Origin of the sequence: Psychrobacter frigidicola, assembly GCF_007997305.1 — a bacterium.
Classification (GTDB): Bacteria; Pseudomonadota; Gammaproteobacteria; order Pseudomonadales; family Moraxellaceae; genus Psychrobacter; species Psychrobacter frigidicola.
Window position 1 is genome coordinate 325,700 of sequence record NZ_VORZ01000001.1, and the last position, 23,477, is coordinate 349,176.

Sequence of the window (23,477 nt, forward strand, 5' to 3'; positions counted from 1 at the left end):
AATAGTTAATAAAAACAGACAAAAAGCCCTTACAGTGTGTAATGGTCCAGATGAAGTCTACGCTATGCTAATAAAAAGCGGTATCGTCATATTTATTAAGGGTATTGAGATGAAAAAAATAACATTGAATACATCATTACGAACCGTAGTATTTACAGCACTCGTATTCACTCTTGTTGGAATAAGTGCCTGTAGTAGTGAGAAAGAGAACACTAATGCACAATCAAGCGAAGCCATGGCAGTAGATCAAGATGAAGAAAATGCATCTGAAGGAACGGCACCGATGGTGACGAGTGATGATAACCTGGCGGCCGAAGCAGAATATAGGGCGACCACTGCAGATACGGACATGTCAGAGTCTACGGATAGCGTTACAAATGATAGTTCAGATAACGATATTGCCGAGAATCCAAATGCTGATCAAACAGCCGCAGATGGATTACAGTAAATGATGAAGCAGAGGCATATCTCTGGCTAATAAAAAGCCCTGCATATTGCAGGGCTTTTTATTAGCCAGAGATACTAGTCTTGTTTACGAGCTTCTTTGATTTTCTCTGCAGCAAATTCCATCCCATCAGCTGCTTTGTCAGCCATTGACCCGACCACATCTTTTGCTGTAGTTGTAGCAGTCTCAACTAAAGATACGTCTTCATCGTCTTTAGTGTCAGACCCTTTGTCATCTTTACTGTTTTCAGAGTCAGACCTTTTAGTGTCTTCGTGTTTAGTATCGTCGTACTTGTTATCGTCCGTAGTTTTAGAATTACTCATTATTCAATCCCTTTAATGAAGTTTTTTTCATTTCTATATGACTAGTACAAACTTTACCATTCTGTTACTTTAACTGTCTGTATGTTATAAGTTTCAATAGGTAAGGTGTGCTAATCTCTGTAATACAAATGGGAAATTTTTGAATCGAACTAAAGAAAACTTCTCTAGTTTTTTATACTAAATATTCGTTAACTATCAAATATTTAGGCCAATTAATGCCTGTTAAACTAAGTAGTTTTAACCAAATATCAACAACTTCAAGATGGATATTTGCTTAATATGATTTGGCGTATTTGAACCATAACAAAGTTTTTATGTGACTTAACGTTAACTAAAATAATAACTAGGATGGATAATGAAAAAAAGTATTGATCATACCGACCCTGCCAAGACAATGAATACCACATATGGTACAGGTGGCGAGACCCATCAGCGTGCAGACGCTGACACTGCAGCATTAACTACCCAGCAAGGGGTGGTCATCGCTGACAATCAAAACTCATTAAAAGCCGGTAGCCTTGGACCAACCTTATTAGAGGATTTCGTCTTACGTGAAAAAATCACTCATTTTGACCATGAGCGTATCCCTGAACGTGTGGTACATGCTCGCGGTAGTGCCGCACATGGCTATTTTGAGCTGACTGAATCGTTGGAAGCGTATACAACCGCAAAAATTCTAACTGAAACAGGCAAACAAACCCCTCTGTTTACCCGTTTTTCTGAAGTTTCTGGCAGCAAAGGTGCTAAAGACACCGCGCGAGAAGTTCGCGGCTTTGCCGTGAAAGTGTATACAGATGAGGGCATTTGGGATTTAGTAGGTAATAATATGCCCATCTTCTTTATCCAAGATGGGATTAAGTTTCCAGATTTGGTCCATGCGCTCAAACCAGAGCCAGATCGTGGTTTTCCGCAGGCCTCTTCCGCCCATGATACCTTTTGGGATTTCGTCTCTTTAACCCCTGAAACCATGCATAACTTAATTTGGACCATGAGTGATCGCGCCCTACCGCGCAGTTATCGTATGATGGAAGGCTTCGGTATTCATAGCTTTCGTCTACTGAATAAAGACGGCAAAAGCACCTTCATGCGCTATCACTGGAAGCCAGTACTTGGTGTACAGTCGACCACATGGGATGAAGCGGTAAAAATAGGAGGTGCCGATCCTGATTATCATCGCCGTGATTTATTTGAGTCTATTGAGATGGGTGCTTTCCCAGAATGGGAGTTTGGTGTACAGTTATTTACTGAAGAAGAAGCCGCTCAATTTCCGTTTGATCATCTAGATGCGACCAAGCTGATCCCAGAAGAATTGGTACCGGTTAAAATCGTCGGTAAAATGGTACTTAATCGCTATCCAGATAACTTCTTTGCTGAAACGGAACAAGTCGCATTTTGTGCCTCACATGTGCCACCTGGTATTGACTTTAGTAATGACCCATTACTACATGGTCGACTGTTTAGTTACTTAGATACGCAATTAAAACGCTTAGGCTCGCCTAACTTTGCCCAAATCCCAATTAATGCACCGAAATGTCCGTTTGCTAATAATCAGCAAGATGGTCATATGCAAATGCAGGTGCCAAAAACGCGCGCGCTTTATGATCCGCAAAGTCTAGATCCAACACGACCACGCGAGAGTGTTAAACGTGGCTTTGAGTCCTTCAAAGAACAGCTCGATGATGGTGTTAAAGGTCGCGTTCGGGCTGAAAGTTTCGCGGATCATTATAGTCAATCGCGTATGTTCTATCGTAGCCAAACGCCAACTGATAAAGCCCACATTGCTAGTGCTTTTACCTTTGAATTAGGTAAAGTAGATACCCCGCACATTCGTACACGCATGCTCGGTCACCTCATTAATATCGACGAGAGTCTGGCTAATCGTGTCGCTGATGCACTTGGTATGGAACTTCCAGAAGCCCCGACACCACAGGCACCGATTCAAGATTTGCCAGAATCAAAAGCCGTGCAAACGATCGGTGTTACGCCTAAAACCTTAAACGGTCGCATGGTTGGTATTCTTGTCGCAAAAGGCTCAAAGCGCAGTGAAATAGAAAAATATGAGAGTGCAGCAAAAGTTGAAGGCGCAAGCGTGAAGATTGTGGCTCCTGGCCGCGAAGTCGTGCTTGATGACGGTACTCGCATACAATCTGATGAGCGTATCGAAGGGGCGCCGTCCGTACTATTCGACGCAGTTGTCAGCATCATTATGCCAGAACAAGCTAAGAAGCTGGCTCATGACAGCTCAACGCTAGATTGGTTCACTGACGCTTATGTGCATTGCAAAGCGATTGCATATTGCGGTGCAACTGATGAGTTCATATTAAGTAAACTTCCCATTAAAAAAGATGCTTTTGTCACGCCATTGTCTGACATAGAGGACTTTATCAACAATGCCAAAACGCGTCTATGGGAGCGTGAGCCTAAGGTTCGTGACTTGGCGTAATCCAAGTCAGTTAGCGACAAGAATTAATTCAATATGCTACAACCTCAAACTCAGCCTATGTGCTGAGTTTTTGCTCTTATGGAGGTCAATTATATTTAGACAACTGTTAAGGGTCGATGAAGCAAACAGGGTCCTGATTGAAATACTTGCTTAAGCTACAGGGTCCTAAAGAAATAATAGTTACAAGCATTTCCTGAAATAAATTTATTTTTAAACGTAGCTACCATATTGAGGTCTTCGTTAAATACTTGTTAATACAAAGTAACTGCCTATTTATTCAAACAGAACTGACTACAAAACCGTCTAGCAATTTTCTAAAAACTATGCCAAATTGTAGTCTCGTAACGGCAAGGTAGATATGAAGTTAATAGCATATTTATTGGTCATTAACACCTAAAAAGAACTCAGCTAAAGCAAAAGGAATTGCGACCGCCGCTTAGCCCATTATTAAAACCATTGTGATTGAAACCCTTATTATTACAATAAGATTAGCAGATAACTACAAACCATTCTCAGCGTTTGATAGTCAATCGTTCTAACAACACTATTTACGCTAAGCTTGCCGCTTTAAGACCATTTTAGGAATAAATCTATGGAAGGTTTAGTCAATACAGTAAATGGGATTATATGGAGCCCAGCACTGATCTATCTGTGTTTGGGCGCTGGTCTGTTTTATTCCATTATGACGCGTTTTGCGCAAGTACGTCTGTTTGGTGAAATGATACGTTTAATCTTTAAAGGTAAATCCAGTGCTGATGGTATCTCCTCCTTTCAAGCGCTAACCCTATCTTTAGCAGGACGCGTAGGTATGGGTAATATTGCAGGCGTAGCAGCAGCTATCGGCTTTGGCGGCCCAGGAGCGGTGTTTTGGATGTGGGTGGTGGGTTTCTTAGGAGCCTCGACCGCTTACGTTGAATCTACGCTTGCCCAAATATATAAAGAAAAAGACGTCAATACCGGTCAGTATCGTGGTGGTCCCGCCTACTACTTTGAGCGCGCTCTCGGGCAGCGCTGGTATGGAGTGATTTTTGCGATTGCAGCTCTTATCGCTTTAAGTATGTTCTTACCCGGAATTCAGGCGAATGGCGTGGTCAATGCCGTCACGCAGGTGATCGGTGAAGGCACGACCATGAATATTTTGGGCGCAGAGGTTGGTGCCACGCGTTTAGGCGCACTAGCGATTATCCTAGTCGTCTTTGGTATTATCATTTTCGGTGGTATTAAACGCATTGCAACGGTTACCGAGTTTGCGGTGCCCTTTATGGCGATCGGCTATATTGTTTTGGCCTTGATCATTATGATTAGCAGGTTCGAGATGATCCCGCAGGTATTCGGTATGATCGTCGGCGATGCCTTTACCGCTCAAGCAGGTTTAGGGGCAGCCATTGGTTGGGGTGTGAAACGCGGCGTTTACTCCAGCGAAGCTGGACAAGGTACAGGCCCTCATGCCGCGGCGGCTGCAGAAGTTGATCATCCGGCGCAGCAAGGCTTGGTACAGGCGTTCTCCGTCTATGTCGATACGTTATTGGTGTGTTCAGCAACAGCGTTTATGATTTTAACCATGGGTACCTATAACATTCAAGGCACACTACCTGAAGGCCAATACTTGGTACAAAACCTCGTTGCTGGGACAGAAATTAACTCACCCGCCTTTACCCAAATGGCAATGGAGTCTGTATATGGTGCTTTCGGTAATATTTTTATTGCCATTGCCGTCTTCTTCTTCGCCTTTACCACCATTGTGGCCAACTACTACATTGCTGAAGTAAACGTGGTCTATCTGACTCGCTTTATTGGTCCTAAAGCCAATAGAATTGGTTTATTCCTTGTCAAAATCTTGATGATGGTGATGATTGCTTATGGCGCGCTCAACTCAGCAGGCTATATTTGGGCCATTGGTGATATCGGAGTTGGATTGATAGCGTGGCTAAACATAGTTGGTATTTTAATCATTTTCTTTATGGCACGGCCCACTATGAAAGTTCTTAAAGACTATGAAGCCCAGCGTAAAGCGGGAGTGACACGCTATACCTTTGACCCCGTTAAAATCGGTATTAAAAATGCCCTCTATTGGGAAGAGCGTCATCTAAAAGAACAGCAAGCTCTTAAAAGCGACCTACTACGTAAAGACGCTAAATAATGTTTGTACGGTCATGCCTATTAAATAAACGCTCTTAATCAAGTGAGTCTAATTAAAAAAAGCCTGTGACCGCAGTCATAGGCTTTTTTAATATCGATAAAGGGAGAAATTAATAAAATTGAATTGTCTGACAATCCTATTATTGATAGCTCTACTCTGGCTCCTACATTTATTATAACAGCGACCCCAGAACTCATCAGGCGCTGAAGGACGATCAACATGGCCAAAATACGTACAAGCATAGAGATGTTCCGCATCTATCTGAGTGACAGCTTGATATTGCTTGGGGAGTAGGGGTAAGCCATAACGCACCTCATCGTGCGGATATAACAATACGCTAAAGCCACCTGTAGTTTCTAGTAAGTCGGTACGAACCTGACTTAAATGCTTAATACCTTGCATGCGCATTTCAGTAAAAAATTCATCATGTGACAGCTGGCCCTATAATTAATATGATCTTACTATTGAAGAAATAGGAGGCTTTTTCCCAAACAGTAATATTAAGAAGGAATTGCATGTTTCTGCAAGCTGGGCTGATCATAATCCTTGTCTTAAATCGTATCTAGAGCATGTGAATCCTGAAAAGTATTTGATATAAAAATAACGTTGCGTGGATTGTGTCTAAAGGCAGGGTATCGTAAGTCTATAGTTGCTAATAATATTGTCTAAATTAGAATAACAGATGCAAAAAGACCGTAAGTTATAGGCATACAGCCCACGGTTTAATACCTTAATAGCGCACCAAATATATTCCCATAACAGACGTTATGGTAGATCAAAAATAACTTAATATACCCTCGAAAAGCTTACTGCATGTACACAACGAAGTACACTGGCATTATTTTAATAGCTCAATTTATTGGCGTATATAGCACACAGCCGAACATTCAAGTCTTCACTAGGGGGAACATATCCTTAGACAGTGCTGAACATATCTCTTTTAGGTATACTCTATAACTGCATTTAATAACATCTCATCAAACTCAATGTATTCCAAATTTTATATATTACGATATAGGTAAAAAAATAGCCATTAGGATTTTGCCTAATGGCTATTTTTACATTTTAAAACTTAAGCCTGTCATGATGTGCCGTAATTGTAATCAACCAATCTTAATGGCAATGGTAACCTTCAGTTTTTGACTTGTGACACCCAGCGGAGTTAGTACGTCCACTTGTAGCAAACACAGAGGTAGCGAATGTGATAGTAAGTAATACAACAAGTATCTTCTTCATAGCTTTGAATCTTTTAGGGTTAAGTTTAGATTGAGTTTCCAGGCTTATTTATAAATTCGTTGAAGATACTAAAATCTTTATTACGGGTGGGATTGTTGGCTAAGGCTTGCAATTCGTCTAGCAATGGTTTAATCCTGCCTACATCATCATTGCTTATTATGTGCTTTCTAAGGTTGTCTAATACCATTTGAGCCATTGCAGGGTTATCTTTGGATAGTGATAAAAACATACCACCTATTACGACCTTTTGTTCTGTTTTTAGTTCGCTTTTTTGAGATTTAAGAAGGCTTAGTTCATGTTCTTTCTGCGCTATTTTTTGATCTATAGTTAGCATGTCGTTATCCTTTTTTATTGTTGCCTATACCAGTGTAACAGTAATTTCTTGTCTTCGGACTTTCACACTCCTTTGTGTAAATGGTAATATCCATCATAAGCTATTTTCCCTTGTAGCGGGGTGTATCACCTACTTTAGTCAAGACTTAGCCTCTTCCCAAGCCTTTTTATGTCTCCGTAAGAGTTCAGCTACTTAGTCAGAAGTATATTTTTAATACGATATACACTTAGGCAGAGTAATGAACATGAGCAATTAGACAAAGATAGAAGTTGAGTCTCACGATTTCACTGCAAACAAAGATGGAACAGTGACAATAAATTAAGATGAATTATCTAAAGTAGTTTCCAAGCATCTTGCTGTAAAAACTCTTAAAGGAGTGTTTTTGAATATATGAGATTATTTACTAAAAATAGATGCATCTCTAGCGAGACTTATATGATGAGAATTTCATAATTGCGGTGTATATCAGGTGGCAGATATAGTACCGGAGATAACAACAACTAAAAGCCATTACGGGCGGCAGATTAACCTAATAGTCTTTCTTGTATTAATTTACGTAAAGTCAGTAGCGTAAAGGGGTGTAGGGTGTCTCTTGACGATAAAAAAGTCTTTTATAATTAATATTTTTATGATGTTATACATGAAGTATGTTACTTCACGTATAACTTTAAGACAGAACTATCGGTATTAATCTATCTAGATATGAAGTATATGATAGATTTGAATGTTACAAAATCATGCGGTTGAAAGTGGCTAAATAACTTCAACAACCCAAATGAGATAAGCTATGTATGTGCACCAGCTTCTAGTGCATCGTTAGTTCTCAATTCTTCATTATTAAAATAACTTTGTTCTTATAGTCAGTTCTTTATAAATAAAATACAATCGTTTTAAAACAAGCGAAATAGCAGAAGAACAAATGACCTATTCAGCAGATTTTCGAGCACAAGTGATTAAAAGTGTTAAAAACAAAGACATGAGTATCCGTCAGGCTTGTACTTTTTATAACGTTAGTAAAACCGCGTTACAGCGCTGGCTAAAAAACCCAAGTATCAAACAAACTCGGGATAAGTCACCGACTAAAATACCGAATGAAGCACTCTTAAAAAATGAAGAGGATCAATTAGAGAAAATTATTAATGACTTTAATGAGCGTTGGTTTAAAAACTGGGGTCTCACCCCTGAAGAGCAGCGAGTCAAATTCATAAGCCTTGCTAAACGGCTAACTGAACGTGCTGACTTTAAACATAAATACGTTGATACCAATGATGCACAGCATAAGAAGCTTGAGTTTGAAAGTATGGTTAAAGAAATAGTCGTGGCAGGTCGCCGAAAGGAGCTAGACTTTTATAAGCAGTTTATTCAAGACGAATCTTTTCAGGCTGCCTTTATACATAGTCTTAGACACGTTGTGGGTAGTGGATTGGTAGAGAGTAACTAACCTAAGATCGGTCAAGTATTAATAAGGATTAAAATCTTAAATCCTTATTATTCAGTAAAGAGTAGAGGGTTATTATATAACCTACTTATCTGAGCAAATAGGTTGGGAGGATTTTGTTTAAATAAATTTAGATATTTGCGAAAAACTGTAGCTATTCTAGCCGAATAGTTTAAAGTACAATAAATTAATCGTTTAAGTAGTAGTTGATAAGGTTTTTTAATTAATAGTATATTACTTAATAAATTTTAAACCTTAGTTTGAGACCCTGCTATTAAGCAACTCAAACACTTTATCTTCTCCTAGCTGATCAATCAATGATTGCAGCTGAGCAGTAGAGTCGGCTTTGGTGTGCGCATCTGCTCTAAACTCTGCTGTATCTTTACCATCCCTTAAAGCATCCAAGTAGTCAGCCCACTTCTGCATCATATCACTACGATCATCAATATACTCAAAACGGCCATAAGCAGCCCCATTAGGATCTTTAGTGGTATGTCCTAATGCCATCTCTACAAGCAAGAGAGGGTACTTAAGGTGCTCTTGCATGATGGTCTTTGCAGTGGCTCTAAAGCCATGCGCACAATGTATGTTTTGATAGCCTAGTTTGTGTAGTTGATTATTAGCGGTAGCGTCTGAAATGATATTATGTTTTTTTGCCGTTTCGCTAAAAAAAACGTATTCAGTATGACCATTAATCTTTTGCTGCTCACGTAGTATTGCTACTGCTTGCCGTGGTAGAGGGACAACCATATCTTTAACCATGTTTACTTTGCCTTGTCCCTTCAAGGGCTTAAACTGCCATCTGCTAGCCTCTAGGTCCAAATCCGACCATCTCATCCGTCGTAGATCGCCATTACGGACAAAGAGTAATGCTAATAGCCTAAGGGAGTTGATCGTATTCAAATCCCCTTCTACTGTTTCGATGGCTCGTAATAACTTGGCTAATTCTTTTGGCTTGGTAACAGCTGGGCGATGGCCGTAACTGGATTTTGCTAATTGGCTTTTAATTAATGAGGCGGGATTGGTACTACAGAACCCACGAGCACTAGCGTACACAAATACGTCACTAGCGATACCTGCACAGCGTTCAGCTTTGTCAGTAGGTTTACCCTCTTTATTTAAAGACTTGGTTTGGATGTCTAAAAGCACTTTAAGCATTCTAGGTGAGTCAATTTCACTAATTGGCTCATTGCCAATGTAGGAGCATATAAGCTCTAAGCGACCCTTCTTACGAATTAACTTTTTGAGTTTGTTCGAGAGTATCGAAGTATTCCCAAGCAAAGTGATTAAAAGAGTTTTTAGTTTTACTAACAAGAATATGTCTTATCTCTTCACGATGCTCTTTTGGATCTAGTCCTTTAGTAATGAAGTCTTCATTCTCTCGCCAAATATCACAGGCACGAGCAAACGAGACGTTTGGATAAACGCCAAGGGAAAGTCTTCGATTTTTTGAGTAAGTAGGGGATAGGTAGCGATAGACCCAAGACTTAGTACCGTTCGGTCTAACCATTAGATATAGCTTGGGACATCCTTTGACAGGAACCAAGTATTCTTTGTCTTCAGCTTTATGACTACTGATGCTCCTATCGGAGCTGATAGGCTTACGCTGTTCCATGACTGATACCCCAATGTACATTTAAAAACCGGTGTACATGACAGTGTACATCAGATGCATGGATTGGGATAGATACAGTAGGACAGTATAGAACACTAGATACAACAAATCCCCTGATATCAGAGGCTTTAGTTATTCTATAAGATAGTATAGAACTATGTAATGGTACCCGGAGCCGGACTTGAACCGGCACGCTATTGCTAGCGAGGGATTTTAAATCCCTTGTGTCTACCAATTTCACCACCCGGGCAAAACTTGTATTATCTATAAGATGAAAGCTATTAAATAAGCAATCAACTTGCTAGATAGTGGTCGCTATTATAAGCGATTATACTAACAATGCAAGACAAAATTAGCATCATTTATAATTAATTTGACCAAAATAATTGGAGGCTGGAGTCGGAATCGAACCGACGATCAAGGAGTTGCAGTCCAGTGCATTACCACTTTGCTATCCAGCCAATCAAGGTGGACTATATTAGCAAAAATAATTTAAATTACAAGTCATTTCTTTGCCAAATTTTCTTTATCTATTATACCTGTAGCTTTTATAGCCACATTATTACTAAAAACGTTATCTTATATCGGAGATAATATTAAGTTTTCTATGAGAAGGCTAACTATTATTCTTATGTTATTATGGGTGTGAGCAAAGGATTTCGAGCTAAGAGGTGTGATCGACTGGGCTTTTGGTTGTGATGCAGGTACAATACCATGCTTAATTTAGTGCTTGTTTTAGGGGTTAAGGTTGGATTTATAAATGATAGCTTTTATAGATTCCGGCTCCTATAAATGCGAGTACAAGGCAGATGTGTAGAGGGTCTGCTCGCACTGTCTTTACTTTTTGTCGCTTAATCGCTGGAGTTACTATGTCACCTGCTATGCCAAATGCTACGTTAACTGAGACTAAAATGGAAGAGGATAAGCCGTCGTCTGATCCTAAGTCAGCTATTGTGATGGACGGTAAAGTGCTAGCAAAGCAGATAGAGGAAAATCTGCGCGTGCGCGTTGATGCTATTAAAGAAAAAACGGGTCGCACGCCAATTTTGGCGACCATTTTGGTAGGTGATGATCCTGCTTCAGCGACTTACGTACGTATGAAAAGTAACGCTTGTAAGCGTGTTGGTATGGACTCTATGAAGGTGGAATTGCCAAGCGTTACTACTACTGAGCAGCTGTTGGCTAAGATTGATGAGCTTAATGACAACCAAGACGTGCATGGTATTTTATTGCAACATCCAGTGCCTGCCCATATTGATGAGCGTGCCTGCTTTGAGCAGATTGATCTAGAAAAAGATGTCGATGGAGTGACCTGTCTGGGTTTTGGGCGTATGAGCATGGGTGAGCCAGCTTTCGGTTCTTGCACCCCGCAAGGCGTCATGCATCTGCTACGTCATTATAATATTGAGCTGGCAGGTAAAGAAGCGGTTGTGGTCGGTCGTAGTCCTATCTTAGGTAAGCCGATGGCAATGATGCTGCTCAACGCTAACTGTACCGTGACCATGTGCCATTCACATACTGAAGATTTGGCCGCTTATGTTAAGCGTGCTGACATCATTGTCGGGGCAGTGGGTGTGCCGGAGCTGATTCGTACAGAGTGGATTAAAAAAGGGGCAGTCGTTATCGATGCTGGTTTCCATCCTTCAGAAAATGGTGGTGTGGGCGACACGCAACGAGACGGTATGAAGGAAGTTGCTGGTGCGTATACTCCAGTACCGGGCGGTGTGGGTCCTATGACAATCAATACTCTTATTCGTCAAACGGTCGCTGCTGCTGAAAAGTCTGCTGGTCTTGATGCCAGTATGATTAGCTAAGCTTTAAATAGTAAACAAAATGTTTAGGCATAAAAAAGGGCTAATGATTCAGCCCTTTTTTATGCCTAAATTTTAGTCTTATGTTTATATTAAACTTCAATAAATCGTCTTTTAAGTGAAGTTAAATACCTTGTAAAAAGGTTAACAATGTCTCTTTTTTTTCAGATGGTAGTTGCTTAAAACGTAACTTAGTAGCCTCAGCTTCACCGCCATGCCAGAGTATGGCTTCGGTTAAAGTGCTGGCGCGACCGTCGTGTAAAAAACGTGCCTGCGCGTCACGAGCGACGATACCTATGCCCCAAAGTGGCGGCGTACGCCACTCAAAGCTTTCTGCATTTTTCTCTTTTACCCCATCGTCTAGACCTGCACCCATATCATGCAGTAACAAATCAGTATAAGGATAAATGGTTTGCTGCGATAATAGGGGGAAGCGGATACTGTCCCCAGTCTTTTGCTTAGGAGTATGGCAACTGGCACATCCCGTTTGCGCAAATAAATTCGCGCCTTTATTAAAGGTCTGTAAATCACCAGTTCGACGCTCTGGCACTGCCAAAGCGGTCATAAAATCTGTCACAGCATCCAAGCTACTATCTGACACCTCTGGGTTACCCCCGTTGGCAGCTGTCCAACAAATGGGCTGATTAACCGTACAGTTAGGCTCCATAAATACAGAAGTTGTCAGGCCCATATCTTGTGACATCGCATTGGCATTTTGGATACGCAGGCTAGTATTAATGGCTTTCCATCCAAAGCGGCCTATTTTTTGCTCACGGCCTTCATTAACCCAATGTACGCGGCCACTGATGCCGTCATTATTACTATCATCGGGGTCAGAAGCTGCAATAATGTTGGCCGCAGGAATCAAATTAAGCAGCCACATACCGACCAGTTGTGGAGAAATGCGTCCGCTAATGGCCGTATCTCCTAAAGGCTGATTGGCATCGGTAGGGGTAAAGTTAAAGCGGATACCGGCTGGGGTATTGTCAGTGGCGGCTGTGTTGACATACTGCATTTTACCTTCAGTCGCAATCTTCACACCTGTGCTATCAGTGATACTTTGATGCTGCATTTGCTCGCCATAATAACCGTGTGCCAGCCCTTGTTTATTGCCCAGTCTAAATAAAATGGCATCATTTAACTCGCCATTAGCAGCATAAACCGGCTTACGACCTTCGGCGCTATGGCACTGAGTACAAGCATTGGCGTTAAAGAGTGGGCCGACTCCATCGAATAATACCCGACCTTCACCAGCGGGTGTCCAATGGGTAATAAAGAGTTCACGCCCTGGTGACACACCGCCTAAAGTGTTGCTGGGTAGGTTGGGTATAATTTGCAAAAACGGACGAGTGATGTCCGCAGCTATCGTGGCCGCTCCACCAGTTGGTAGCCAATTGGTATCTGCTGTATCGTTACTGCCATTATCGCTCTCGCCACCATGATTCTCACCTGTATCTGGGGAGGTCGGCGGAGTAGGGTTGCTTGGGGTATCAGGCGTGCTGGGTACGCCAGGGCTATTATCATCTGAGTTACCGCAAGCAATGAGGCTTAAGGCTATAGTTAATATGCTCAAGTTTAATAGAGTCATACGCAAGATTGCTGCTAATAAAGGTGATTGAGGTGTTGAACGGGGTAGTGGGCTGAACAGCAAGGACATGGGGTTACCTGAACAAAGTATGGTTTTATCAAAATAATGAGGGTATAAACAATAGCTAGGTAATAAATAACAATGGTGCAAGGTTCTCTAAAATTAAAAAGGGCAGCATAAGATGTGCGCCCTTTTTTTGAAACCATTGCTGTTAAATATTTATTAACAAGCCGCGCGGGCTTATAGCTGACTCGATAAGTTCACTGGAATAGGGTTGTTATACATCCAGATATGGGTGGTGTCTTTATTGCCTAATGAGCCCTCAAAGCTCCACCCCCAAGTGAATAGGCTGCCATTTTTATTCTGGTTATCGGCTTTTTCATGGGCAATCAGATGCATGGTTCCCATCGCCATATTATCGATGTTGGTTAAACTTGGTAGCTTGTCAGTTGGCTCATTTAAATCGTTATAGATGGTTTTACCTGTGCCATCAGTCTCACCAAACATACCCCAAGGATAGACTTTGCCATTGTCTAGCAATACATAGCTGGCATTGCCATTGGCGTACACACGGCGCACATCTTTATCCGCAAACCATGGCAGTTTGGTTGGTGTGGTGATGATATCTGCCCAAGCGTTAGCCGTATTGGCATTGTTTTCGCCATTTTTCTCAGCATTGTATCCCACTTGGCTGGCGGTATTGAGTCCCCAAGCATAAACCGCGTCTTTACTGGTGAGTGCTAAGACATGATCCTTGCCAGCGGCCAGTTGAATCACTTTTTCAGTAGCAGTTACAGTAGCGTTATTATCATCCGTGGTTATGACCTTAATAAGCATTGGAGTCGCATTGATATTGATGCAGTTGTTGGCTTTATTACACTCTTGGCCATTACCGAGGTTGGCATAAGCGTTGCTGCCCCAACCCCAAACCTGCCCTCTATCATCAAGCGCGTAAGAGGAGTTAGCGCTCGTCACTACTTGTACAATATGACCAATATCAGTTGCTGCCGAGAAATCGACTTTGGTAGGTGTGCTATTACTGGTGGTATTAGTCGTATTGCCATTACCAAGCTGGCCTTGACCGTTGGCCCCAAATGCCCAAACCGTTCCATCTTCGGTGAGCACTAAGTTATGGCTGTAGCCAGGTGCTACCATGACTGCGTTATCAATACCTGCTATCACGCTGATATCAAGGCGGCAATCATTCTTACTGCTAGTGCAGCTATCACGTCCCGCAGGCTGCTACTTTATCGCCAAGATAAATAGTCTTAGCTGAGCGCATAACATTGCACGCATTGTCGGTTGCCATTAACGTTAGCTCATTACTGCCTAATTTTAATAAAACACGATCGTCAAAATATCCTTCACTATCGACGTTCAAGGACTCCACTGGCTGCTCGTTAAGATGATAAGTCACTGATTTTAAACCACCATCGTCTTGCACTTGTCCTGATAAGAATACCGCTGCCACACCGGTATAACCGTCGTTAAAGTCACCATTAGTGGTTAGTAGCGGCGGCGTCACATCGCGAACAGTCGTGTGTTCCTCAGAGTCATTGCCACAGGCAGTAAGTAACAATGCTGCTGTAGTGAAAGCTAATGTCTGGGCCAGATGGGATAAACGCATAGAATCCTCGGTAATAAGTATCAATAGGTAAATGTCGGCAGAGTAATGGTAACAAACGTTGCGAATACTATTACAAATGATAATTATTATCAATCATCTAAATAAAAAAACAGCATGCGTAAGAATGCTGTTTTTGAGTTATTATTTTATCGCTACAACCAGCCCAACCTTTTAAAATTAAGATATAAGAAACTACACAATGAACCGATAAATCCAATGACAAAAAGGTATGAATATTTCCAATGAAGCTCAGGCATAAAGTCAAAGTTCATCCCATATATACCTGCTATCGCGGTCGGTACGGCTAAGATACCAGCCCACGCAGCAAGCTTACGTACCACCTCATTCTGTCCCATGTTAACCATAGCCAAGTAAGTATTCATGACGACGCTGAGCATCTCATTAAGACCATTAATGGCATCTAAAGAGTGGAGCAAATGGTCATTAACGTCACGAAAGTAGGGCTTAGCAGCATGCGAAAATGGGGATACCAAATCACTTTTATTGTGATTGATAAAAAACTTACAGATATCTTGTACCGGTAAAATAACCGCGCGCATATGCACCAATTGTGATTTTAATTCATATAAGTTTTTTAGCGTTTCTTTATTAAACTCATAGGTAAAAATATTACGCTCTTGCTCACGCAGATAGCTGCCTAAGCGATCTGTAACCGGCATATAGTTATCGACAATAAAATCAAGAATAGCGTGCAGGACAAAAATAGGCCCCATACGTAATTTTTCAGGGCGTCGGTTACAGTGCTCGCGTACTGGGGCATAAGAGTTTGAGGGGCCATTACGGATAGTAATCAGATAGTTTTTACCCATAAATATCGCGGTCGTACCATAGCGAATCACGTTATCTTCAAGCTTAGCGGTACGTATCACTACAAATATTGTGTCGTTATCATAACTTTCGACTTTAGCACGTTGATGATCAGCGAACGCATCTTCAATCGCCAGCTCATGCAAATCAAATGCATCTTGTACCTCAGCGATAGTTTGCAGACTGGGCTCATACAGACCCAACCAAATAAACTGTCCATTATTGGTCAAGGCGCGGCTGACATCACTCAGCCCTATTTTACTAATGGGCTCACCGGTTTTACGTGAATAGGCGTAGCAATTGACCACCTCATCATCGCTTGAGACATCAATGTCTTCATAGCGCTCAGATTCGGGGTCATAGACCGTCATGGTCTCAATCGTATCTTCTGGTGTTGCATCCGCATCGCCATAGATATAGCTGTCAAAATTGTCTGTGTATGGCAGTTCGGCCGTATTATCAGAGTAAATACGGCTGAGATTGGTGTCAGGGGTGATGCGAGTTTTGGTGCTGACCAACAGGTCGTTATCCTGATTCATAGCCCTCCCTTAATTTGTGATAAATTAGTATTATTAATGAAAACCTATCTATGCTTTATAAGGCATAGCGTTTTAAGGTGTCCATATCAACTAGGGTTAATAAGCTTTCGTGACAAGCAGTCAGCTTGATTTGTGGTGCAACGTCGAAGTCTAACGCTTCAACCCAGCGTAGGGCGCAGATACACCAATAATCGCCTGGTTGTAGACCCGGAAAGTTGTATTCAGGCAAGGGGGTAATCAAATCGTTACCGCGGCTAGAGGAGAAGTTTAGAAATTCACTGGTCATCTTGACGCAAACGGTATGTTGACCGACGTCATGATTGCCAGTGTGACAAAAGCCATTACGGTAATAACCGGTAATGGGGTCAAAACAGCAGCTGGCAAGCTCAGTACCTAACACGTTGGTTTGGTTAATGGCAGGATTGGGATGATAGTCAGAGGACATAAGATCTCCGTGATATATAATAGGATAGATGAGTGGTGGAAAAATATTGGCTATAAACCATTCATTATAAAACAACAAATAATTGGTTATAATAGTTGGTTATAAAGGATGAGCCAAAATAATGAGCCTATAAAAAGTTGCGTCAGTGTAACATGAGTCCAGCGTGTAGGCGTAGTGTAAATAGCGTCGGTAACGATACTAGAGTAGGATCTAAGTCAGTTAATAAGTGGTATTTAAGACCTAGTATAACTACAATATAAAAGCTAAAAAGTTGACCGACTACTCTCAAAAATTGTTATATATGCTGACTGTATTTTGCTAGATAACCCTGACTATCAATAACGATGCCATTAAATATTAGGACTGTTTCAATTCAATATTAACCTTAATTGCGACTAGGCGAAACTTGGCAGCTATGCTAAACTTGGGCATAAAGTGCCGTGATTCTTTATCGCACTAATTGAGTCGTTTTGTTATTCTAATTCAGTTTTAAGTCAATATTTATTATTGCCATTTTGGTGTTACCTAACTCGTTTATGATAATTGGGCTGATGAGGTTGCGCGTTAAAAACACTGTCCTAAAAACAGCAAGTGCGTCTCATTGATTTAATAATAAACACTCTCTTATAATGCCGCGTTTTTTGGTAAGCGATACACCAAACAAGGATTTATTGTGTCTGCAAGTTCTAATTCTGCTGTACCCGCCTCGTTAAGCCCTAGTAACAGTGCGCCTAACCGTGATTCTGTATCTGCTTCTATCTCTGATTTAAGTACCTTCTCTTTAAGCAATTACGCTGCTGAAGTCGCCAATAGCTGGCTGCTGCCCGATGGCGTGGCTGACGTCTTATTTGAAGATGCCCAAAAACAAGAAATGCTACGTCATCAGTTGACCCAACAGCTTACTACTCACGGCTATCAGATGGTGTGTCCGCCCATGATTGAGTTCACTGAGTCGTTGCTCAGTGAGGCATCAGAAGATTTAAAACGTCAAACTTTTAAGATTATTGACCAAGTTACTGGTCGTTTAATGGGTCTGCGGGCGGATATTACGCCGCAAATTTTGCGTATTGATGCGCATTGGGGTGGCAAAGGTATTGCACGATATTGTTACGCAGGCCACGTTGTTCATACCTTGCCATCAGGCTTATTTGGCTCACGTATCCCGCTCCAATTGGGCGCGGAGATTTTTGGTTGTACGTCGCTGACCGCTGATATTGAGCTCATAGATGTGCTGTTTAGTATGATAAATAGCTTAAATATGAGTGCAGCATTACATATTGACTTGGGTCATGTGGCCATATTCAAGCGCTTGGCAGTATTGGCGCAGTTGTCTGATAGTGACACTAAGCAGCTCATGCACTTATATGCTAATAAGAACTTGCCTGAGCTCAAATGTGTCTGCCAAGCATTATCGATGGGTGATGATTTTTATGTGTTGGCGCGTTTTGGGCATAATATGGTAACGTTATTGACCAAGCTGTCAGATGCCGCCCGACAAGATACACAAATTGCAGAAGCCGTAGATGAGTTGCAACGCTTAACCCGTCATTTGCAAGATCAATGGCAATGCCAGGTTAGTATTGACGTGACTGAGCTATCAGGTTATCACTATCACACTGGTATCGTTTTTAACGGTTATATCAATAGCGAAACCCAACCGTTGGTTCGCGGTGGACGTTTTGACAGCTTGCACAGTAATAGTCAAAGCAGCGGTCATAGTAATAAGCAACAGCCTCGCGCTGCAACGGGCTTTAGTATGGATGTCAGCCGTTTGTTGGCTCATATTGAGCTCGATAAGCCGACCGTTGTTATTGTTGATTATAGCGCTATGAATACTGCCGATGATGCAGAGCTACAGACATTACAGCAGCAAGTTGCTAGCCTACGTCAGCAAGGCTATCGCGTGACCATGCCGCTTGATGCCGACGACTGTCCTGTAGGCGTTACGCATCGACTAAGCGTGGCGAACAAACAATGGCAGTTAGCAACCCTTTAATTTATCGTTTTTTAAACTTAGTTTTAGCAGCAAATACTATTAACGTTTGTTTTTTTTAGCATTTAAATGGTTATTGCACACACCTCAATACATAAAGGTAAGGATTGATCATGGGTAAGAATGTCGTAGTTTTAGGTAGCCAGTGGGGCGATGAAGGCAAGGGTAAAATTGTCGATCTACTCACTGAAAAAGCCTCAGCAGTTGCACGCTTTCAGGGCGGACATAACGCTGGACATACATTGGTAGTCGATGGTAAAACCACTGTTTTACACTTAATCCCATCTGGTATTCTACGCGAAGGCGTTACCTGCTTTATTGGTAATGGCGTGGTGCTCGCACCTGATGCGCTACTTAAAGAGATGAAAGGTCTGGAGGATAACGGCGTACCAGTGCGTGAGCGTTTGCGTATTTCTCCAAACTGCCCACTTATCATGCCGTATCACGTGGCACTTGATCAAGCACGTGAAGCCAAGCGCGGTAGCGGTAAAATCGGTACGACGGGTCGTGGTATTGGGCCTGCTTATGAAGACAAAGTAGCGCGCCGTGCCATTAAGCTTGCTGATTTGTTCCGTGATGATTTAGAAGAAAAATTGCATAACTTAATCGAATATCATAACTTCCAACTGACGCAGTATTATAAAGTTGATGCGATTGATTTTGATGAGACGCTTAAGCTTTGTAAAGAGTGGAAAGAAGAAATCAGAGGCATGGTTACTGATGTGACCGAAGAGCTTGACCAGTTGCGCCGTGCCGGTAAAAATCTGATGTTTGAAGGTGCGCAAGGTACGCTACTTGATATCGATCACGGTACTTATCCGTTTGTGACCAGTTCAAGCGTCACCGCTGGTGGCGTATCGACGGGTACCGGTATCGGTCCGTTGTATTTAGACTACGTGCTTGGTATCACTAAAGCTTATACCACGCGTGTGGGTAGCGGTCCGTTCCCAACTGAATTATTTGATGATGTTGGCGCCCATTTAGCCAAAGTTGGTCATGAATTTGGTGCAACCACAGGACGTGCGCGTCGCTGTGGTTGGTTTGATGCCGCCGGTTTACGCCGTGTTGTGGTATTAAACTCACTAACGGGTATCTGCTTGACTAAACTTGACGTCTTAGACGGTTTAGAAGAGCTACTTATCGGCGTTGGTTATGAGTTGCCAGAAACTGAATGTGCTGGCGCGCATGATGCTGAGTTCTATGAGTCGGTAACGCCCATCTATGAGACCCTACAAGGCTGGAGCGAATCAACCGTTGGTGTCACCAATTATGATGATTTGCCTGAAAATGCCAAAATTTATATCAAACGTATCGAAGCGTTGATTGATTGCCCAATTGATATCATCTCAACCGGTCCTGACCGTGAAGAAACTATCGTTCTACGTGATCCGTACGATGCTTAATTTGGTTGCCAATTTACTTATAATATAGCCAAAACAGTTCGTTATGATATAAAAATCCCAATGCTCAGCATTGGGATTTTTATATCAGCTTTTTAGTATCAGTTTGGATAAATTTTATTATCTTATTAATTACATTAAATCAAGATACAGTGGGTTGAAAAGGGTTAAGATAAAGTTTAATCATATTGTTTTTATCTGAGTAAATATCATTCGGTGAGAAGGAGTTTTACCAACGCTCAAATGATAAGAGGGAATAAATATGACAATCAATATTATCAAGCATTCTATTCGCAACTCATCTCTAGTACTGCTGACTTCCGCAATCTTTATGCTTCCCACGCTGTCTTGGGGTGCGCAAAACTGTGATAAGCCTATTAATGACTTTGACGGATTATATTGTCTAACTAAAGTATATTTAGAAGCAGACAAAGAGCTCAATAATTCTTACGGTAAATTAAACAAACTGCTCAATAACAGCCAAAAAGCCATCCTAAAACGCGGTCAACTTGCTTGGATGCGCGAGCGTAATAATAAGTGTAGTTATAATAATGAAGCGGGTTTTTATGTCAACATAGGCTGCGCTACCCGCACGACTACTAATCGGGTGAACTTCTTAAATGAACGGGTGCGTGAATGTGCCGCTGGGAGTTGCCGAGACAGTCGCTTAGGAGAGTAGCCTGATAATTAATTTAGATAGATGAATACAGTGCGGTTAAACATTAACTTGCACTTTGCCGCATAAAATATCGTTCTATAATCCTACTACCTATGCTTTACTCAAGAATAAAAAATCTCTAGACCTAAGCGCTAGAGATTTTTTATTCTAGCGCTTACAAGTGGTTTCCATTAAGCGTTATGATTGTAAGTGAGCGCGATAACTGCTATTAATCATGGTCAAGTTTACGTTCAGGTCAACGCTGATTTTAAATTGCCCCTATCATTTATAGCGCCAATCATTATAATAGCTAACAGTCACACACTTAGTAAACCAACTATAAAGTGGTTAAGTGCTGTGGTTACAGACAATAAAACCATTCATTCTTTCACTTATTTATTAGGAGCTTTTTATGGCTATCGAACGCACTCTATCCATCATCAAACCTGACGCTGTTGGCGGCAACCATATCGGTGCTATCTATGACCGTTTTGAACAAGCTGGCTTAAAAATTGTTGCAGCTAAAATGCAACAGTTAGATGATGAAAAAGCGGGTGGTTTTTACGCTGAGCATGCCGAACGTCCATTCTACAACGACCTAAAATCTTTCATGATGTCAGGTCCAGTATTAGTATCAGTGTTAGAAGGTGAAAACGCGATTGCTAAACATCGCGAAATCATGGGTGCAACTAACCCAAAAGATGCTGACAAAGGCACTATCCGTGCTGACTTTGCGAGCAGCATCGACGAAAATGCGGTTCATGGTTCAGATTCAGCTGAATCAGCCAAACGTGAAATTAGCTACTTCTTCAATGATGATGAAGTATGTGCACGTACGCGCTAGGTATTAAGTAGTAGTGTTGCAATAAAATAGCATTGCTAAACGGCTTATATCCAAGAGGGTATAAGCCGTTTGACCTACTACTGATTGTGTCAGTCGGTCGATTTTTCATTGAAATAGTTAATAACCTCCCTCATTATAAATATTTCTTTATCCTATAATAGGATTTTAGTAGTTAACCATTGTTTATAAAACTAACTACTAAAAATTAAATAACGTTATCAATCCTTTATCAGCATAGGTTTACTATATAATAAACCATACTATCTGCGCTCATAATGGATTGCTAATAGCCCATTTTATTGCATACCTAATCCTATGCTAACAGGTCACCGTTTATGTCAACTCTCATCAAAACTAATGCCGCAACCACTGCCACGCGCGCTCAGCCAGTACAAGCGCACACCCCAGCTAAACGTAACAATAGCATCAAGCTATTAGATGAGGCACAGGCAAAAACCAATCTGTTAGGAATGACGCAAGCGCAACTCGCTGATTATTTTAAAAGTATTGGTGAAAAACCATTTCGCTCAACCCAAGTAATTAAGTGGATTTATCAGCAAGGAGTTACTGACTTTGAGCAGATGACCAATTTAAGCAAAGGCTTGCGTGATAAATTATCAGCCAACGCCTGTGTGATTCCGCCTAAAGTTATTCATCGCCAATATAGTGAGGATGGCACGCGTAAATGGGTGTTTGAAGTGACCGGTGGTTCGTTGGTCGAAACCGTATTGATACCGGCAGATGATAGCAAAATCAATGGCCGTAAGACTTTGTGTGTCTCATCGCAAGTCGGCTGTGCACTAGATTGTAGTTTTTGTAGTACCGGTAAGCAGGGCTTTGAGCGTGACTTGACTGCCGCCGAAATTCTTGGTCAGTTGTGGGTGGCCAATGCGTCTTATATGACTGATGCTCAGGACAGTTTGGATGATGTCGATCATAGCTTATGGGAAAATAACGTGACCAACGTCGTCATGATGGGCATGGGCGAGCCACTATTGAATTATCGTCCGGTTGTCAGCTCAATGGAGTTGATGCTCAGTGACCATGCGTATGGTTTGTCTAAGCGCCGTGTGACCTTGTCGACCTCAGGTGTTGTCCCTAAAATGTATGAATTAGCGCAAGAGCTTGATGTGGCACTGGCCATATCTTTGCACGCGCCAAATGATGAGCTGCGCAATGAATTAGTACCGATTAATAAAAAATATCCGCTAGATCAGCTGATGGCGGCAGCGAGAAACTACGTTTTTGATGTGAATCCGCGCCATAAGAAACACGTTACCATTGAATATGTCATGCTAGATGGCGTCAATGACAGTGATGTCCATGCTAAGCAATTGGTGGCATTATTAGGTGACTTACCAAGTAAGATTAATCTAATTCCTTTTAATCCGTTTCCACATGCAGGATACGATAAATCAAGTAACAACCGTATTCATTCTTTTAGTAATATTTTGAGTGAAGCGGGATTTGTCTGTACTATTCGCCAAACACGCGGTGATGATATTGATGCTGCCTGTGGTCAGTTGGTTGGGCAAGTAGCGGATCGCACCAGACGTTCTGCGGCCTGGCAGCAAAGTATTAAAGACCGTGAAAACACTTAAAAAATGGGCCACTTGTAGGATACTAGTAGATATTTATTTGCATCAATAATAATAGAAATGTAGTTATAGCAACTAAACTGTACTTATGCGGGCTAAATCCATTAAACTGATGTCTCGTTAAATGACAGCAATGATCTTTAGTGTTTTTTTTAATACGGATCCTTAGATT

The 23,477-nt window shown here is 41.6% G+C and carries 21 protein-coding genes and 2 tRNA genes; 10 read left to right on the forward strand and 13 right to left on the reverse strand.

What is annotated here, in order from left to right; all coding sequences use genetic code 11:
- Positions 1-109: 109 nt before the first annotated feature.
- Positions 110-448, forward strand: coding sequence for a hypothetical protein (locus tag ES754_RS01350; protein WP_147221369.1), 339 nt, complete (start codon positions 110-112; stop codon positions 446-448).
- A 74-nt stretch (positions 449-522) separates the two neighbouring features.
- Here ES754_RS01350 and ES754_RS01355 read toward each other — a convergent pair whose 3' ends face one another.
- Positions 523-768: a hypothetical protein gene (locus ES754_RS01355; protein WP_147221371.1), complete on the reverse strand. Its 246-nt coding sequence runs from the start codon at positions 766-768 to the stop codon at positions 523-525.
- 355 nt (positions 769-1,123) lie between these two features.
- On the opposite strand from ES754_RS01355, the gene ES754_RS01360 reads away from it, so the two are divergent.
- Together ES754_RS01360 and ES754_RS01365 are read left to right on the forward strand one after the other, a co-directional pair.
- On the forward strand, positions 1,124-3,211 hold the full coding sequence (locus tag ES754_RS01360) for a catalase (protein ID WP_147221372.1): 2,088 nt from the start codon (positions 1,124-1,126) through the stop codon (positions 3,209-3,211).
- A 592-nt stretch (positions 3,212-3,803) separates the two neighbouring features.
- Positions 3,804-5,351 carry an alanine/glycine:cation symporter family protein gene (locus tag ES754_RS01365; protein WP_147221374.1) on the forward strand — a complete coding sequence of 516 codons (1,548 nt, stop codon included), beginning with the start codon at positions 3,804-3,806 and terminating at the stop codon, positions 5,349-5,351.
- An 87-nt stretch (positions 5,352-5,438) separates the two neighbouring features.
- Here the strand turns inward: ES754_RS01365 and ES754_RS01370 are convergent, their stop codons facing one another.
- The 3 genes from ES754_RS01370 to ES754_RS01380 form a co-directional block, all read right to left on the reverse strand.
- On the reverse strand, positions 5,439-5,753 hold the full coding sequence (locus ES754_RS01370; protein ID WP_147221377.1) for a DUF421 domain-containing protein: 315 nt from the start codon (positions 5,751-5,753) through the stop codon (positions 5,439-5,441).
- Between the two features lie 711 nt (positions 5,754-6,464).
- Positions 6,465-6,587, reverse strand: a complete 123-nt coding sequence (locus ES754_RS12450; protein WP_147221379.1) for a YHYH domain-containing protein — start codon at positions 6,585-6,587, stop codon at positions 6,465-6,467.
- A gap of 25 nt (positions 6,588-6,612) precedes the next feature.
- The gene (locus ES754_RS01380; RefSeq protein WP_147221381.1) at positions 6,613-6,921 is read right to left on the reverse strand and encodes a mobilization protein; all 309 of its coding nucleotides are present in this window, start codon (positions 6,919-6,921) and stop codon (positions 6,613-6,615) included.
- 919 nt (positions 6,922-7,840) lie between these two features.
- On the opposite strand from ES754_RS01380, the gene ES754_RS12145 reads away from it, so the two are divergent.
- On the forward strand, positions 7,841-8,362 hold the full coding sequence (locus ES754_RS12145) for a helix-turn-helix domain-containing protein (RefSeq protein WP_227677779.1): 522 nt from the start codon (positions 7,841-7,843) through the stop codon (positions 8,360-8,362).
- Positions 8,363-8,614: 252 nt separating this feature from the next.
- On the opposite strand, the gene ES754_RS01390 is transcribed toward ES754_RS12145, so the two are convergent.
- The 4 genes from ES754_RS01390 to ES754_RS01400 all read right to left on the reverse strand — a co-directional run bounded on the left by ES754_RS01390 (position 8,615) and on the right by ES754_RS01400 (position 10,435).
- Positions 8,615-9,517, reverse strand: a complete 903-nt coding sequence (locus tag ES754_RS01390; RefSeq protein WP_227677777.1) for a tyrosine-type recombinase/integrase — start codon at positions 9,515-9,517, stop codon at positions 8,615-8,617.
- Positions 9,518-9,587: 70 nt separating this feature from the next.
- On the reverse strand, positions 9,588-9,974 hold the full coding sequence (locus ES754_RS12150; RefSeq protein WP_227677775.1) for an integrase arm-type DNA-binding domain-containing protein: 387 nt from the start codon (positions 9,972-9,974) through the stop codon (positions 9,588-9,590).
- Positions 9,975-10,137: 163 nt separating this feature from the next.
- Positions 10,138-10,224, reverse strand: a tRNA-Leu gene (locus ES754_RS01395).
- Between the two features lie 137 nt (positions 10,225-10,361).
- Positions 10,362-10,435, reverse strand: a tRNA-Cys gene (locus ES754_RS01400).
- Positions 10,436-10,885: 450 nt separating this feature from the next.
- Here ES754_RS01400 and folD point away from each other — a divergent pair.
- Positions 10,886-11,788: a bifunctional methylenetetrahydrofolate dehydrogenase/methenyltetrahydrofolate cyclohydrolase FolD gene (folD, locus tag ES754_RS01405; protein WP_147223177.1), complete on the forward strand. Its 903-nt coding sequence runs from the start codon at positions 10,886-10,888 to the stop codon at positions 11,786-11,788.
- A gap of 121 nt (positions 11,789-11,909) precedes the next feature.
- Here the strand turns inward: folD and ES754_RS01410 are convergent, their stop codons facing one another.
- From ES754_RS01410 to ES754_RS01425, 5 genes are all read right to left on the reverse strand, one after another.
- Complete coding sequence (locus ES754_RS01410; protein WP_147221384.1) at positions 11,910-13,442, reverse strand: di-heme oxidoredictase family protein; 1,533 nt, start codon at positions 13,440-13,442, stop codon at positions 11,910-11,912.
- A gap of 171 nt (positions 13,443-13,613) precedes the next feature.
- Complete coding sequence (locus ES754_RS01415; RefSeq protein ID WP_227677773.1) at positions 13,614-14,555, reverse strand: RCC1 domain-containing protein; 942 nt, start codon at positions 14,553-14,555, stop codon at positions 13,614-13,616.
- Positions 14,556-14,598: 43 nt separating this feature from the next.
- On the reverse strand, positions 14,599-15,000 hold the full coding sequence (locus tag ES754_RS12155) for a hypothetical protein (RefSeq protein ID WP_227677771.1): 402 nt from the start codon (positions 14,998-15,000) through the stop codon (positions 14,599-14,601).
- Positions 15,001-15,152: 152 nt separating this feature from the next.
- Entirely contained in the window at positions 15,153-16,367 is a 1,215-nt protein-coding gene (gene corA / locus ES754_RS01420) for a magnesium/cobalt transporter CorA (RefSeq protein ID WP_147221385.1), read from the reverse strand.
- A gap of 55 nt (positions 16,368-16,422) precedes the next feature.
- Positions 16,423-16,812 carry a DUF2237 family protein gene (locus tag ES754_RS01425; protein ID WP_147221387.1) on the reverse strand — a complete coding sequence of 130 codons (390 nt, stop codon included), beginning with the start codon at positions 16,810-16,812 and terminating at the stop codon, positions 16,423-16,425.
- 673 nt (positions 16,813-17,485) lie between these two features.
- Here ES754_RS01425 and ES754_RS01430 point away from each other — a divergent pair.
- The 5 genes from ES754_RS01430 to rlmN all read left to right on the forward strand — a co-directional run bounded on the left by ES754_RS01430 (position 17,486) and on the right by rlmN (position 23,308).
- Positions 17,486-18,808, forward strand: coding sequence for an ATP phosphoribosyltransferase regulatory subunit (locus tag ES754_RS01430; RefSeq protein ID WP_147221389.1), 1,323 nt, complete (start codon positions 17,486-17,488; stop codon positions 18,806-18,808).
- 110 nt (positions 18,809-18,918) lie between these two features.
- A complete protein-coding gene (locus tag ES754_RS01435; protein WP_147221391.1) occupies positions 18,919-20,208 on the forward strand; it encodes an adenylosuccinate synthase in 1,290 nt (429 codons plus the stop codon).
- Positions 20,209-20,467: 259 nt separating this feature from the next.
- The gene (locus ES754_RS01440; protein WP_147221393.1) at positions 20,468-20,884 is read left to right on the forward strand and encodes a lysozyme inhibitor LprI family protein; all 417 of its coding nucleotides are present in this window, start codon (positions 20,468-20,470) and stop codon (positions 20,882-20,884) included.
- 391 nt (positions 20,885-21,275) lie between these two features.
- Positions 21,276-21,707: a nucleoside-diphosphate kinase gene (ndk, locus tag ES754_RS01445; RefSeq protein ID WP_147221395.1), complete on the forward strand. Its 432-nt coding sequence runs from the start codon at positions 21,276-21,278 to the stop codon at positions 21,705-21,707.
- 335 nt (positions 21,708-22,042) lie between these two features.
- Complete coding sequence (gene rlmN / locus ES754_RS01450) at positions 22,043-23,308, forward strand: dual-specificity RNA methyltransferase RlmN (protein WP_147221397.1); 1,266 nt, start codon at positions 22,043-22,045, stop codon at positions 23,306-23,308.
- Positions 23,309-23,477 lie beyond the last annotated feature (169 nt).

Excerpts from the sequence above, each read along its gene's own strand:
- ES754_RS01350 (WP_147221369.1), top strand. The coding sequence starts at position 110 with ATGAAAAAAATAACATTGAATACATCATTACGAACCGTAGTATTTACA.
- ES754_RS01355 (WP_147221371.1), bottom strand. The coding sequence starts at position 768 with ATGAGTAATTCTAAAACTACGGACGATAACAAGTACGACGATACTAAA.
- ES754_RS01360 (WP_147221372.1), top strand. The coding sequence starts at position 1,124 with ATGAAAAAAAGTATTGATCATACCGACCCTGCCAAGACAATGAATACC.
- ES754_RS01365 (WP_147221374.1), top strand. The coding sequence starts at position 3,804 with ATGGAAGGTTTAGTCAATACAGTAAATGGGATTATATGGAGCCCAGCA.
- ES754_RS01370 (WP_147221377.1), bottom strand. The coding sequence starts at position 5,753 with ATGCAAGGTATTAAGCATTTAAGTCAGGTTCGTACCGACTTACTAGAA.
- ES754_RS12450 (WP_147221379.1), bottom strand. The coding sequence starts at position 6,587 with ATGAAGAAGATACTTGTTGTATTACTTACTATCACATTCGCTACCTCT.
- ES754_RS01380 (WP_147221381.1), bottom strand. The coding sequence starts at position 6,921 with ATGCTAACTATAGATCAAAAAATAGCGCAGAAAGAACATGAACTAAGC.
- ES754_RS12145 (WP_227677779.1), top strand. The coding sequence starts at position 7,841 with ATGACCTATTCAGCAGATTTTCGAGCACAAGTGATTAAAAGTGTTAAA.
- ES754_RS01390 (WP_227677777.1), bottom strand. The coding sequence starts at position 9,517 with ATGCTTAAAGTGCTTTTAGACATCCAAACCAAGTCTTTAAATAAAGAG.
- ES754_RS12150 (WP_227677775.1), bottom strand. The coding sequence starts at position 9,974 with ATGGAACAGCGTAAGCCTATCAGCTCCGATAGGAGCATCAGTAGTCAT.
- folD (WP_147223177.1), top strand. The coding sequence starts at position 10,886 with ATGGAAGAGGATAAGCCGTCGTCTGATCCTAAGTCAGCTATTGTGATG.
- ES754_RS01410 (WP_147221384.1), bottom strand. The coding sequence starts at position 13,442 with ATGTCCTTGCTGTTCAGCCCACTACCCCGTTCAACACCTCAATCACCT.
- ES754_RS12155 (WP_227677771.1), bottom strand. The coding sequence starts at position 15,000 with ATGCGTTTATCCCATCTGGCCCAGACATTAGCTTTCACTACAGCAGCA.
- corA (WP_147221385.1), bottom strand. The coding sequence starts at position 16,367 with ATGAATCAGGATAACGACCTGTTGGTCAGCACCAAAACTCGCATCACC.
- ES754_RS01425 (WP_147221387.1), bottom strand. The coding sequence starts at position 16,812 with ATGTCCTCTGACTATCATCCCAATCCTGCCATTAACCAAACCAACGTG.
- ES754_RS01435 (WP_147221391.1), top strand. The coding sequence starts at position 18,919 with ATGGGTAAGAATGTCGTAGTTTTAGGTAGCCAGTGGGGCGATGAAGGC.
- ES754_RS01440 (WP_147221393.1), top strand. The coding sequence starts at position 20,468 with ATGACAATCAATATTATCAAGCATTCTATTCGCAACTCATCTCTAGTA.
- ndk (WP_147221395.1), top strand. The coding sequence starts at position 21,276 with ATGGCTATCGAACGCACTCTATCCATCATCAAACCTGACGCTGTTGGC.
- rlmN (WP_147221397.1), top strand. The coding sequence starts at position 22,043 with ATGTCAACTCTCATCAAAACTAATGCCGCAACCACTGCCACGCGCGCT.